The 12,743-nt window shown below is 65.3% G+C and carries 14 protein-coding genes; all 14 read left to right on the top strand.

Annotated elements, in window-relative coordinates; genetic code table 11:
• Positions 1-38 precede the first annotated feature (38 nt).
• The 14 genes from rpmF to lepA all read left to right on the top strand — a co-directional run bounded on the left by rpmF (position 39) and on the right by lepA (position 12,732).
• Positions 39-218 (top strand): 50S ribosomal protein L32, encoded by a 180-nt coding sequence (gene rpmF, locus DIE08_RS13125; RefSeq protein WP_006051932.1) that lies wholly within the window; start codon positions 39-41, stop codon positions 216-218.
• Between the two features lie 129 nt (positions 219-347).
• Positions 348-1,454, top strand: coding sequence for a phosphate acyltransferase PlsX (plsX, locus tag DIE08_RS13120; RefSeq protein ID WP_059607035.1), 1,107 nt, complete (start codon positions 348-350; stop codon positions 1,452-1,454).
• Positions 1,455-2,444 (top strand): beta-ketoacyl-ACP synthase III, encoded by a 990-nt coding sequence (locus DIE08_RS13115; RefSeq protein ID WP_059607037.1) that lies wholly within the window; start codon positions 1,455-1,457, stop codon positions 2,442-2,444.
• An 85-nt stretch (positions 2,445-2,529) separates the two neighbouring features.
• Positions 2,530-3,462 (top strand): ACP S-malonyltransferase, encoded by a 933-nt coding sequence (fabD, locus tag DIE08_RS13110; protein ID WP_124902110.1) that lies wholly within the window; start codon positions 2,530-2,532, stop codon positions 3,460-3,462.
• A 36-nt stretch (positions 3,463-3,498) separates the two neighbouring features.
• Complete coding sequence (gene fabG, locus DIE08_RS13105) at positions 3,499-4,248, top strand: 3-oxoacyl-ACP reductase FabG (protein ID WP_059607041.1); 750 nt, start codon at positions 3,499-3,501, stop codon at positions 4,246-4,248.
• Between the two features lie 144 nt (positions 4,249-4,392).
• Complete coding sequence (gene acpP, locus DIE08_RS13100) at positions 4,393-4,632, top strand: acyl carrier protein (protein ID WP_004197638.1); 240 nt, start codon at positions 4,393-4,395, stop codon at positions 4,630-4,632.
• Positions 4,633-4,793: 161 nt separating this feature from the next.
• Positions 4,794-6,026 carry a beta-ketoacyl-ACP synthase II gene (gene fabF / locus DIE08_RS13095; protein ID WP_059607043.1) on the top strand — a complete coding sequence of 411 codons (1,233 nt, stop codon included), beginning with the start codon at positions 4,794-4,796 and terminating at the stop codon, positions 6,024-6,026.
• Positions 6,027-6,037: 11 nt separating this feature from the next.
• The gene (locus tag DIE08_RS13090; RefSeq protein WP_124623327.1) at positions 6,038-6,502 is read left to right on the top strand and encodes a protein YgfX; all 465 of its coding nucleotides are present in this window, start codon (positions 6,038-6,040) and stop codon (positions 6,500-6,502) included.
• Positions 6,503-6,593: 91 nt separating this feature from the next.
• Positions 6,594-7,193 (top strand): RNA polymerase sigma factor RpoE, encoded by a 600-nt coding sequence (rpoE, locus tag DIE08_RS13085; protein ID WP_006752490.1) that lies wholly within the window; start codon positions 6,594-6,596, stop codon positions 7,191-7,193.
• An 86-nt stretch (positions 7,194-7,279) separates the two neighbouring features.
• The gene (locus tag DIE08_RS13080; RefSeq protein WP_059523722.1) at positions 7,280-7,897 is read left to right on the top strand and encodes a sigma-E factor negative regulatory protein; all 618 of its coding nucleotides are present in this window, start codon (positions 7,280-7,282) and stop codon (positions 7,895-7,897) included.
• A gap of 5 nt (positions 7,898-7,902) precedes the next feature.
• Positions 7,903-8,955, top strand: coding sequence for a MucB/RseB C-terminal domain-containing protein (locus DIE08_RS13075; protein WP_059607047.1), 1,053 nt, complete (start codon positions 7,903-7,905; stop codon positions 8,953-8,955).
• Positions 8,956-8,971: 16 nt separating this feature from the next.
• Positions 8,972-10,477, top strand: a complete 1,506-nt coding sequence (locus DIE08_RS13070; protein ID WP_124623326.1) for a DegQ family serine endoprotease — start codon at positions 8,972-8,974, stop codon at positions 10,475-10,477.
• Positions 10,478-10,484: 7 nt separating this feature from the next.
• Positions 10,485-10,721 carry a glutaredoxin family protein gene (locus DIE08_RS13065; protein WP_059607051.1) on the top strand — a complete coding sequence of 79 codons (237 nt, stop codon included), beginning with the start codon at positions 10,485-10,487 and terminating at the stop codon, positions 10,719-10,721.
• 217 nt (positions 10,722-10,938) lie between these two features.
• Positions 10,939-12,732: a translation elongation factor 4 gene (gene lepA / locus DIE08_RS13060; RefSeq protein WP_059607053.1), complete on the top strand. Its 1,794-nt coding sequence runs from the start codon at positions 10,939-10,941 to the stop codon at positions 12,730-12,732.
• Positions 12,733-12,743: the final 11 nt, after the last annotated feature.

Raw genomic sequence — 12,743 nt, 5'->3', positions numbered from 1 at the left:
GCTGTGTTAGAATCCGGAAAATTATTTAGGAGTTAGTCATGGCAGTCCAGCAAAACAAGAAGTCGCCGTCGAAGCGCGGCATGCATCGTTCGCACGATTTCCTGACGGCAGCGCCGCTGGCAGTCGAGCCGAGCACGGGTGAAGTGCATCTGCGTCACCACGTCAGCCCGAACGGCTACTATCGCGGCAAGAAAGTCGTCAAGACGAAGAACGACTAAGCGTCAAGTCACGCGTTGCGCGCTACGTTCGCCGTTCGCGTGACAACTGGTTCGCTTGACACTTTCCTGGCTCAACAAAAAGGCGGCATTCAACTGCCGCTTTTTTGTGCCTGAAATTCGTCGCATTCCATGACCGTAAAGCTCACAATCGATTGCATGGGAGGCGACCACGGCCCGTCCGTGACCGTTCCCGCGGCAGTCAAGTTCGTCCGCGCGCATCCCGATGCGCACCTGATGCTCGTCGGCATCGAAAGCGCGATCCGCGCTCAGCTGAAAAAGCTGAAAGCCCTCGACGATCCCGCGCTGACCATCGTGCCCGCCACCGAAGTCGTGGCGATGGACGACCCTGTCGAAGTGGCGCTGCGCAAGAAGAAGGATTCTTCGATGCGTGTCGCGCTCAACCACGTCAAGGACGGCGCGGCCCAGGCCTGTATCTCCGCCGGCAATACCGGTGCGCTGATGGCCGTTTCCCGTTACGTGCTCAAGACGCTGCCCGGCATCGAGCGGCCCGCGATCGCGTTCGCGCTGCCGAACCCGACCGGCTACACGATGATGCTGGACCTCGGCGCGAACGTCGACTGCGAGCCGCAGCACCTGCTGCAGTTCGCGGAGATGGGGCACGCGCTCGTTGCCGCGCTCGAAGGCAAGGAGCGTCCGACGATCGGCCTGCTGAACATCGGCGAAGAGGTCATCAAGGGCAACGAGACGATCAAGCGCGCAGGGGAACTGCTGCGCGCCAGCACGCTGAATTTCCGCGGCAACGTCGAAGGCAACGACATCTATAAAGGCACGGTCGACGTGATCGTCTGCGACGGCTTCGTCGGCAACGTCGCGCTGAAGACGTCCGAAGGGCTCGCGCAGATGCTCTCCGACATCATCCGCGAGGAGTTCGGCCGTTCGCTGATGTCGAAGCTGATGGCGCTGCTTGCGCTGCCGGTGCTGATGCGTTTCAAGAAGCGCGTCGATCACCGCCAGTACAATGGAGCAGCGCTGCTGGGGCTGAAGAGCCTCGTGATCAAAAGCCACGGTTCGGCCGATGCCTATGCGTTTGAGTGGGCGATCAAACGCGGGTATGATGCCGTCAAAAACGGCGTGCTGGAGCGCCTCGCGCGCGCGATGGCGGACAATTCGGTGTCGCTCGGCGACGGCGAACACGACGCGGGCGGCGCGGGCCAGACGAGCCCGGCCGCAGGCCATCACGCCGAACCTTCCGCTGCGCAATCCTCTAAAGCATAAATGGCCCAATCGACTCTCTATTCCCGCGTGCTCGGCACGGGCAGCTATCTGCCGCCCGACCGCGTCACGAACCAGCAGCTTGCCGATCGACTCGCGAAGGAAGGCATCGAGACGAGCGATGAGTGGATCGTTGCGCGCACGGGCATCCATGCGCGTCACTTCGCCGCACCGGACGTCACGACGAGCGACCTCGCGCTCGAGGCGTCGCGTCGTGCGATCGAAATGGCCGGTATCGATCCGCAGTCGATCGACCTGATCATCGTCGCGACTTCGACCCCCGATTTCGTGTTTCCCAGCACGGCGTGCCTGCTGCAGAACAAGCTCGGCATCAAGAACGGCGGCGCGGCATTCGACGTGCAGGCCGTGTGCTCCGGTTTCGCCTATGCGATGGCGACGGCCGACAGCTTCATCCGCAGTGGCCAGCACCGCACGGCGCTCATCGTCGGCGCGGAGACGTTCTCGCGCATTCTCGATTTCAAGGACCGGACGACCTGCGTGCTGTTCGGCGACGGCGCGGGCGCGGTGATCCTGTCCGCATCGGAAGAGCCGGGCGTGCTAGGCAGCGCGCTGCACGCGGATGGCAGTTATTCGAACATCCTCTGCACACCGGGCAACGTCAATCGCGGCGTGATCGACGGCAGCGCGTTCCTGTACATGGACGGGCAGGCCGTGTTCAAGCTCGCGGTCAACGTGCTCGAAAAGGTCGCGATCGAGGCGCTCGCCAAGGCGAATCTCGCGCCGGAGCAGATCGACTGGCTGATTCCGCACCAGGCCAACATCCGCATCATGACCAGCACCTGCCGCAAGCTCGGCCTGCCGCAGGAGCGCATGGTCGTGACGGTCGACCAGCACGGCAACACGTCGGCTGCGTCGATCCCGCTGGCGCTCGACACCGCGGTGCGCGACGGCCGCATCCAGCGCGGTCAGCACGTGCTGATCGAAGGCGTCGGCGGCGGCTTCACGTGGGGCGCATCCGTCTTCCGCTACTGATCCGCGGCGCGCAATGGCTGCGCGCGGATCCCGAACCGGCGCGCCGTTCGCGCGCGCCGTCCGAATCGATTCAATTGGGGACGATATGAAATTTGCATTCGTTTTTCCGGGGCAGGGCTCGCAGTCGGTCGGCATGCTCAACGCATTCGCCGATCTGGCCGTCGTGCGCGAGACGCTTCAGGAAGCATCCGATGCACTCAATCAGGATCTCGGCAAGCTGATCGCCGAAGGTCCGGCCGAAGAACTGAATCTGACCACCAACACGCAGCCCGTGATGCTGACGGCCGCCTACGCGTGCTACCGCGCATGGCAGCAGGCCGGCGGCCCGGCCCCGTCGATCGTCGCGGGCCACAGCCTCGGCGAATACACGGCGCTCGTCGCCGCGGGCGCGATCGCGTTCAAGGACGCGGTGCCGCTCGTGCGCTTCCGCGCGCAGGCGATGCAGACGGCCGTGCCGGTCGGCGAGGGCGGCATGGCCGCGATCCTGGGTCTCGATGACGACACGGTGCGCGCGGTGTGTGTCGAAGCCGCGCAAGCGGGCGTCGTCGAAGCCGTGAACTTCAACGCTCCGGCGCAGGTCGTGATCGCGGGCGCGAAGGCGGCCGTCGAGAAAGCTTGCGAGATCGCGAAGGCGAAGGGCGCGAAGCGCGCGTTGCCGCTGCCCGTGTCGGCGCCGTTCCATTCGTCGCTGCTCAAGCCGGCGTCGGACCAGTTGCGCGACTATCTCGCGAACGTCGACGTGAAGGCGCCGCAGATTCCGGTCGTCAACAACATCGACGTCGCGGTGACCAGCGATCCGGCCGCGATCAAGGACGCGCTGGTGCGCCAGGCCGCGGGCCCGGTGCGCTGGGTCGAATGCGTGCAGCACATCGCGGGCACGGGCGTCACGCACGTGATCGAATGCGGTCCGGGCAAGGTGCTGTCGGGCCTGACGAAGCGCATCGACGGCAACCTGGTCGGCGTATCGGTGTTCGATCCGGCTTCGCTCGACGAAGCACTGAAGCTGGCGACCGCCTGACGCGGCGCCTTTCCTCAAGAGACGGATATTCGATTCATGGAAAAGACTCTCGATAAACAGGTCGCGATCGTGACCGGCGCGTCTCGCGGCATCGGCCGGGCGATCGCGCTCGAACTCGCGCGCCTGGGCGCGACGGTGATCGGCACGGCGACGAGCGAATCGGGCGCCGCCGCGATTACCGCAGGGTTCGCGGAAGCGGGCGTGACGGGCCGCGGCGCGGTGCTGAACGTCAACGACGCGGCGGCGGCCGAAGCGCTGATCGACGCGACCGTGAAGGAATTCGGCGCGCTCCACGTGCTCGTCAACAACGCCGGGATCACGCAGGACCAGCTCGCGATGCGGATGAAGGACGAGGACTGGGACGCGGTGATCGACACCAACCTGAAGTCGGTGTTTCGCCTGTCGCGTGCAGTGCTGCGCCCGATGATGAAGGCCCGCGGCGGCCGTATCATCAACATCACGTCGGTGGTCGGTTCGGCCGGCAACCCGGGGCAGGTCAACTATGCTGCCGCGAAGGCCGGCGTCGCGGGCATGACCCGTGCGCTCGCGCGCGAGATCGGCAGCCGCGGCATCACGGTGAACTGCGTCGCGCCGGGCTTCATCGACACCGACATGACGAAGACGCTGCCGGAAGAACAGCAGACCGCGCTCAAGACCCAGATTCCGCTCGGCCGCCTCGGCAGCCCGGAAGACATCGCCCATGCCGTCGCGTTCCTCGCATCGCCGCAGGCCGGTTACATCACCGGCACGACGCTGCACGTGAACGGCGGCATGTACATGTCGTAACGGTTTTCGTTTACCATCCGCGCCGTATCCCGTTTTTCAGGCGGATAGGCGCTTGATCGACCATCAAGCCAACGCGCGTTTTGGCGTCAGCAAACCTGATAAAATGCGCGCACTTGTAAATCTGAACTTTCCCTCGGAGGGGTAATGGATAACATCGAACAACGTGTCAAGAAGATCGTCGCTGAGCAACTGGGCGTCGCAGAAGCCGAGATCAAGAACGAAGCATCGTTCGTGAACGACCTGGGCGCGGACTCGCTCGACACGGTCGAACTGGTGATGGCGCTCGAAGACGAGTTCGGCATGGAAATCCCGGACGAAGAAGCAGAGAAGATCACGACCGTTCAGCAAGCGATCGACTACGCTCGCGCAAACGTCAAGGCGTAAGCGCCTTAGCGCTTGTCTGCCACGTCGCCGCGATCTTCGCGTTTGACGCGCCATCCTGCCGGCAACCGCGCCGGACGGACTAACAGCCACAGGGCTCGCAGGGCTGGTTCCTGTGGCCACTGTGGCTTTTGTTTTTGTCATCCAATGGAAAAGAGGTTACCGTGAGCCGCCGTCGTGTTGTCGTTACAGGCCTGGGGCTGATTTCGCCTGTTGGCAATAATGTTGCCGACGGCTGGGCCAATCTCGTCGCCGGCAGGTCCGGCATCGCCACCGTCACGAAGTTCGATCCGTCGAACCTTGCCGTGCATTTCGCGGGTGAGGTGAAGGGTTTCAGCGCCGAGGAGTACATTCCGGCGAAGGAAGCCCGCAACATGGATACGTTCATCCATTACGGCATCGCAGCCGGCGTCCAGGCAATCCGGGACAGCGGCCTCGAAGTGAACGAAGCCAATGCGGAACGCATCGGCGTGCTGGTCGGCTCCGGCATCGGCGGCCTGCCGATGATCGAAGACACGCACCAGACCTACGTCGATCGCGGCGCGCGCCGGATCTCGCCGTTCTTCGTGCCGGGTTCGATCATCAACATGATCTCGGGTCACCTGAGCATCATGTTCGGCCTGAAGGGCCCGAACCTCGCGGTCGTGACGGCCTGCACGACCGGTCTGCACAGCATCGGCCTCGCGGCGCGCCTGATCCAGGCCGGCGATGCCGACGTGATGGTCGCGGGCGGCGCCGAATCGACGGTGTCGCCGCTCGGCATCGGCGGCTTCGCGGCTGCGCGTGCGCTATCGACCCGCAATGACGATCCGGCCACTGCGTCCCGTCCGTGGGACAAGGACCGCGACGGCTTCGTGCTGGGCGAGGGTGCAGGCGTCATGGTGCTCGAGGAATACGAGGCGGCGAAGGCGCGCGGCGCGAAGATCTATGCGGAAGTCTCGGGCTTCGGCATGACTGGCGATGCGTACCACATGACCGCGCCGAACATGGACGGTCCGCGCCGCTGCATGGTCGCGGCACTGCGCGACGCCGGCGTGAACGCGGACGAGGTTCAGTACCTGAACGCGCACGGCACGTCGACGCCGCTCGGCGACAAGAACGAGTCCGACGCGGTGAAGGCAGCCTTCGGCGAGCATGCGTACAAGCTCGTCGTGAACTCGACGAAGTCGATGACGGGCCACCTGCTGGGTGGCGCGGGCGGTCTCGAGTCGGTGTTCACGGTGCTGGCGCTGCACAACAACGTGTCGCCGCCGACCATCAACATCTTCAACCAGGACCCCGAGTGCGATCTGGATTACTGCGCGAATACCGCGCGTGACATGAAGATCGACGTTGCCGTGAAGAACAACTTCGGCTTCGGCGGTACCAACGGCACGCTGGTGTTCAAGCGCGTCTGACGCCGAATCGCTTGACGAGTCCATTCGATGCTCCGGCCGGGCGTCCGCAGCGCTTTGCGTTGCGGGCCTCGGCCGTGTCGTATGTCGTGCTGGCCGTGTTCGTCGCGGCGGCTGCCGCGTCCGCGTACCTGTTCTGGGCGCCGCGGGCCGGTGCTGCCGCCGGCGCTTGCGTGTCCGCGGCGACGGCTGCGCTGCTTGCCGTGTGTGCCGCGCGGGCCTGTGCCCGTCGGCTGCCGGCCGAGCTGCGGATCGATGCATTCGGGGAGATTGCGGCGTTTGGCCGCACCGGGCGCTTGCTGGCCCGGGGCCGCGTGACCGGCCATGCACACTGGAGCAGCCTGCTGCTCGTGCTGTCGGTCGGGCAGGGCGCCCGGCGCGCCCGGCCGCTGCTGATCCCGGCCGATGCGCTCGATGCCGCGTCGTTCAGCGCGCTGTCCGTGCTGGCGCGTACCGCGGGCACGGCGGGGCGGGCATGACGGTGGCGCAGTTACCGACCGTAACCAGCGCCCGGCGCCGGAACGCTACAATAACGCTCCGCGTTGCATCCCTAGTTAACGGATTTGTCAGGTGAGTGAAAAAGAAATCGATCAGGCTCTGGTCGAGCGCGTACAGAAAGGCGACAAGGCAGCGTTCGAACTCCTGGTCTCCAAATACCACCGCAAGATCATTCGGCTGATCTCGCGCCTCGTGCGGGATCCCGCCGAGGTCGAGGATGTGGCCCAGGACGCGTTCATCAAGGCGTATCGTGCGCTGCCGCAATTTCGCGGCGAGTCGGCGTTCTACACGTGGTTGTACCGGATTGCCGTCAATACGGCGAAGAACTACCTTGCGACGCAGGGCCGCCGGGCACCGACCTCCACCGAGGCCGATGCCGAGGAAGCGGAAACTTTCTCCGACGCAGACCAACTAAGGGATATCAACACGCCTGAGTCGATGTTGATGAGCAAGCAGATTGCCGAGACGGTCAACGCTGCAATGGCCGTCCTGCCCGAAGAACTGCGCCAGGCGATCACGCTGCGCGAGATCGAGGGCCTGAGCTACGAAGAGATCGCGGAAATGATGGATTGTCCGATCGGGACGGTCCGGTCGCGGATCTTCCGGGCGCGCGAGGCAATTGCTGCGAAATTGCGTCCGCTGCTCGATACGCCCGAAGGCAAGCGCTGGTAAGCGCGACGGGCGCAACGAAGCGGGTCGGGGTCTAGTTACGGATAGAGTCGTGAAGTCACGACGGGGTGTGCAAGATGGGGAGCATCATGGGGTCGGTCAATACGCAGTCGCAGGCGTGCTCGCGCGGCGAGCGCCTTTCCGCTCTGGTCGACGGTGAACTGTTCGACGGCCCGGATCACGGGCAGTTTCTGGCTGAGCTCGACCGCGCGGATCGCGCTGCGTGGGCCCATTACCACCTGATCGGCGATGCGCTGCGCTCGGACGAGCTTGCGCTGTCGCCCGCGCTGAGCGTCGCGTTCACCGCGCGCATGTCGGCCGCGCTCGAAAGCGAGCCGCACCTGCTCGCGCCGGCCGCCGCGCCGGTCGCGCGCAAACTGCTGTCGCTGCGCCGGCGAGTCGTGCCCGCGTTCGCGGTGGCCGCCGCGGCCGCCACGCTGACGTGGATCGTCGTCCCGCAGATGCAGACGGCCGGCGCGCCGGGCGCCGTCCAGGTCGCATCGACAGGCGCACCGCAGAACGGCAACCTGCAGCGCGTGACGGTTGCGCAGGCATCGGCGCAGCCGGGTCTGCAGGACGTCAACATCATCCGCGACGCAAGTCTCGACCAATACCTTGAAGCGCACCAGCAATTCGCGCAGCAGCCCGTCGTCACGGGCTCGATGCCGCTGATCCGCGCTGCCGTGACCACCACGCCAGGCCAATAAACCCGATGCGGACATTGCAGTTGAATCACGCCATCTCCGGATGGAAGCGGCTGCCGGCCCTCCTGCTTTGCGCAGCCGCCCTGTTGTCCGTCCAATCCCTCACAGCCAGCGCCCAGCAACCGGACGATCCCGTCGCGACCCGCAAGGGTGCGGCGGATTGGCTCGATCGCATCCAGCAGGCGGCGCAGCAGCAGAGCTACGAGGGTACGTTCGTCTACCAGCGCGGCGGCTATGTCCAGTCGTCGCGTATCGCGCACGTGGCGTCCCGCGACGGCGAGTTCGAGCGGATCGAGTCGCTCGACGGCAAGCCGCGCAAGGTTCTGCGGCACAACGACGAGTTGTACACGTTCGTTCCCGAGCGCAAGTTGTGCGTGGTCGAGCGCCGCCAGACGCGCGATTCGTTCCCTGCATTGCTCGGCGCGGGCGGCGAGCACGTGATGTCCGTTTATGACGCGAAGCTGCTCGGCAAGGACCGTGTGGCCGGAGTCGACGCGCAAGTGGTCGAACTCGTACCGAAGGATGCGTACCGGTTCACGTACAAGCTGTGGGCCGACACCCGCACCGGGCTGCTGCTGCGTTCGCAGACGCTCGACGCGAGCGATCACGTGCTCGAGCAGGTCGCATTTTCGCAAGTGCAGACAGGCGGCACGGCCGGCGACAAATCCGCGATTGCGGCCGGCATGCGCAACCTGAGCGGCTGGACGGTCGTCCGCCCGCCGGTCGCGACGGTCGACATGGAAGCGCAGGGCTGGCAGATCGCACCGACCATCGCCGGATTCCGGAAGATTCGCGAGGTGCGCCGCCCGATGGCCGCGCGCGACGCCGGTGATCCGCCGATTCCGGTCGATCAGGCCGTCTTCACCGACGGCCTCGCGACGATCTCCGTCTTCATCGAACCGGCCGAAAAGAACACGCGCAAGGAAGGTGCGGGCAGCACCGGCGCGACCCACGTGCTCGTGAAGCGTCGCGGCGACTACTGGATCACCGTGCTCGGCGAAGTGCCGCCGGCCACGTTGCAGCAGTTCGCGTCTGCCATAGAATACAAGGCTTCCAAGTAACGCTACGGCTTTCGACATGACGAAACTCACGCTGCGCAAAGTGTTCGCGGCGGCGGTGCTGTTTGCCTGCCTGCCGCTTGCCTCGCATACCGCTGCCGCTGTCACGCCTCCTGCGGCCAGCCTTCCCGACTTCGCCGATCTGGTCGAGAAGGTCGGGCCGGCTGTCGTGAACATCCGGACCACCGCGAACGTGCCGACGCCCGGGCCGCGCGGCGTGCTCCCGCCGGGCTTCGACAACGGCGACATGTCGGAATTCTTCCGGCGCTTCTTCGGCATTCCGCTGCCGCAGGCGCCCGGTAGTGGTGGCGGCAACGGCAATGGCAACCCGAAAAACGCGCCGGCGCCGGACAATCCGCCCGACACCGAGCAGAACCGCGGCGTCGGTTCGGGCTTCATCGTGTCGGCGGACGGCTACGTGATGACCAACGCGCACGTCGTCGACGACGCTGACACCATCTACGTGACGTTGACCGACAAGCGCGAATTCAAGGCGAAACTGGTCGGCGTCGACGACCGCACGGACGTCGCGGTCGTCAAGATCCAGGCGTCGAATCTGCCGGTCGTCGCGATCGGCGATTCGAACAAGGTGCGCGTCGGCGAGTGGGTCGTCGCGATCGGCTCGCCGTTCGGCCTCGACAACACCGTGACGGCCGGCATCGTGAGTTCGAAGAGCCGCAACACGGGCGATTACCTGCCGTTCATCCAGACCGACGTCGCGGTGAACCCCGGCAACTCGGGCGGCCCGCTGATCAACATGCAGGGCGAGGTGATCGGCATCAACTCGCAGATCTACAGCCGCACCGGCGGTTTCATGGGCATTTCGTTCGCGATCCCGATCGACGAGGCGATGCGCGTGGCAGACCAGCTGAAGGCGACCGGCAAGGTCACGCGCGGTCGCATCGCGGTGGCGATCGGCGAAGTGACGAAGGACGTGGCCGACTCGATCGGGCTGCCGAAGGCGGAAGGCGCGCTCGTCAGCAGCGTCGAGCCGGGCGGTCCGGCCGACAAGGCGGGCATTCAGCCGGGTGACATCATCCTGAAGTTCAACGGCCGGCCGGTCGATGCGGCGTCGGATCTGCCGCGCATGGTCGGCGACACGAAGCCGGGCACCAAGGCGACCGTCAGCGTGTGGCGCAAGGGTCAGGCGCGTGATGTGCCGATCACGATCGCCGAGACGCCGGCGGAGACGACGGCGAAGGCCGAGCAGCGCAAGAATGTGCCGCAGAAGCCGCGCCAGGCCAATTCACTCGGCTTGACGGTCAGCGACCTTTCGGCTGACCAGCTGAAGTCGCTGAAGCTGAAGAATGGCGTGCAGATCGACGGCGTCGACGGTCCGGCGGCCCGTGCGGGCCTGCAGCGCGGCGACATCGTGCTGCGCGTCGGCGACACCGACATCACGAGCGCGAAGCAGTTCGCCGACGTGACCGCGCAGTTGGATCCGCAGAAGGCGGTCGCGGTGCTCGTGCGGCGCGGGGACAACACGCAGTTCGTGCCGGTGCGCCCGCGCCCGATCCAGAAGTAACGCGCCGATGTTCACGCTCTACGGCCGCGGCTGGTGCCATCTGTGCGACGACATGCGCGATGCGCTGGCGCCCGTGGCGGCCGAGTTCGGCGTTGCCGTCGACTACGTCGACATCGACGCCGATCCGGCGCTCGTCGCCCGTTACGACGAGGACGTGCCGGTGCTGTTGCTGGACGGCACGGAGGTGTGCCGCCACCGGTTCGACGAGGCGAGGGTGCGCGGCGCGCTATCGGCGCGGCGCTGAATCTGGCCCCGCCGCCGGCCGCGCCCTGCGCGGAGTTCCGGTGCGAGTCTGCCCGCCAAGGCCTCCGGCAGGGTGCCCTGACCGGGCGTCCTCGACCAGACGTCCCAAATTACCGCCCGGCAAAGGCCTTTTCGGCTAAAATAAGCCGTTTTTTCACCGACTTACAAGGCGTGCTCCGCAGTCGTCGAGCGCGCCTTTTTCGCTTGATCGGCACTGAATGGATCATATTCGCAATTTCTCGATCATCGCGCACATCGACCATGGCAAGTCGACGCTCGCGGATCGCATCATCCAGGTATGCGGCGGCCTCGCCGACCGTGAAATGGAAGCGCAGGTGCTCGATTCGATGGATATCGAGCGCGAACGCGGCATCACGATCAAGGCGCAGACGGCGGCACTGTCCTATCGCGCCCGCGACGGCAAGGTCTACAACCTCAACCTGATCGATACGCCGGGGCACGTCGACTTCTCGTACGAGGTCAGCCGTTCGCTGTCCGCGTGCGAAGGTGCGCTGCTCGTGGTCGACGCGAGCCAGGGCGTCGAGGCGCAGACGGTCGCGAACTGCTACACGGCGATCGAGCTCGGCGTCGAGGTCGTGCCGGTGCTGAACAAGATCGACCTGCCGGCCGCGAACCCCGAGAACGCGATCGAGGAGATCGAGGACGTGATCGGCATCGACGCGACCGACGCGACGCGCTGCAGCGCGAAGACGGGGCTCGGCGTCGAGGACGTGCTTGAAGCGCTGATCGCGAAGGTGCCGCCGCCGAAGGGCGATCCGGCCGCGCCGCTGCAGGCGCTGATCATCGATTCGTGGTTCGACAACTACGTCGGCGTCGTGATGCTCGTGCGCATCGTCAACGGCACGCTGCGCCCGAAGGACAAGATCAAGATGATGGCGACCGGCGCGCAGTATCCGGTCGAGCACGTCGGTGTATTCACGCCGAAGTCGCGCAATCTCGAATCGCTGTCGGCCGGGCAGGTGGGCTTCATCATCGCCGGCATCAAGGAACTGACGGCCGCGAAGGTCGGTGATACCGTCACGCACGTGACCAAGGCCGCCACCGAGCCGCTGCCGGGTTTCAAGGAAGTGAAGCCGCAGGTGTTCGCAGGCCTCTATCCGGTCGAGGCGAACCAGTACGACGCGCTGCGCGAGTCGCTCGAGAAGCTGAAGCTCAACGACGCATCGCTGCAGTACGAGCCGGAAGTGTCGCAGGCGCTCGGCTTCGGTTTCCGCTGCGGCTTCCTCGGGCTGCTGCACATGGAAATCGTGCAGGAGCGGCTCGAGCGCGAATTCGACATGGATCTCATCACGACCGCGCCGACGGTCGTCTACGAGGTCGTGCAGAGCGACGGCTCGACGATCATGGTCGAGAACCCGGCAAAGATGCCGGAGCCCGGCCGCATCGCCGAAGTTCGCGAGCCGATCGTCACCGTGAACCTGTACATGCCGCAGGACTACGTCGGGTCCGTGATCACGTTGTGCGAGCAGAAGCGCGGCTCGCAGATCAACATGCAGTATCACGGCCGCCAGGTGCAGCTCACGTACGAAATCCCGATGGCCGAAATCGTGCTCGACTTCTTCGATCGGCTGAAGTCGGTGTCGCGCGGTTATGCGTCGATGGATTACGAGTTCAAGGAATACCGCACGTCGGACGTCGTGAAGGTCGACATGCTGATCAACGGCGACAAGGTCGATGCGCTGTCGATCATCGTGCACCGCTCGCAGTCGCAGTATCGCGGCCGTGAAGTGGCCGCGAAGATGCGCGAGATCATTCCGCGCCAGATGTACGACGTGGCGATCCAGGCCGCAATCGGCGCGCACATCGTCGCGCGCGAGAACATCAAGGCACTCCGCAAGAACGTGCTCGCGAAGTGCTACGGCGGCGACATCACGCGAAAGAAGAAACTGCTCGAGAAGCAGAAAGAAGGTAAGAAACGCATGAAGCAGGTGGGTTCGGTCGAGATCCCGCAGGAAGCGTTCCTCGCGATCTTGCGCGTCGAAGACAAATAACAGGACTGATC

Source organism: Burkholderia sp. Bp9004, assembly GCF_003858025.1.
GTDB lineage: Bacteria > Pseudomonadota > Gammaproteobacteria > Burkholderiales > Burkholderiaceae > Burkholderia > Burkholderia diffusa.
Note: the sequence above shows the minus strand (reverse complement) of the source record. Positions and strands in the feature narration are given on the sequence as shown.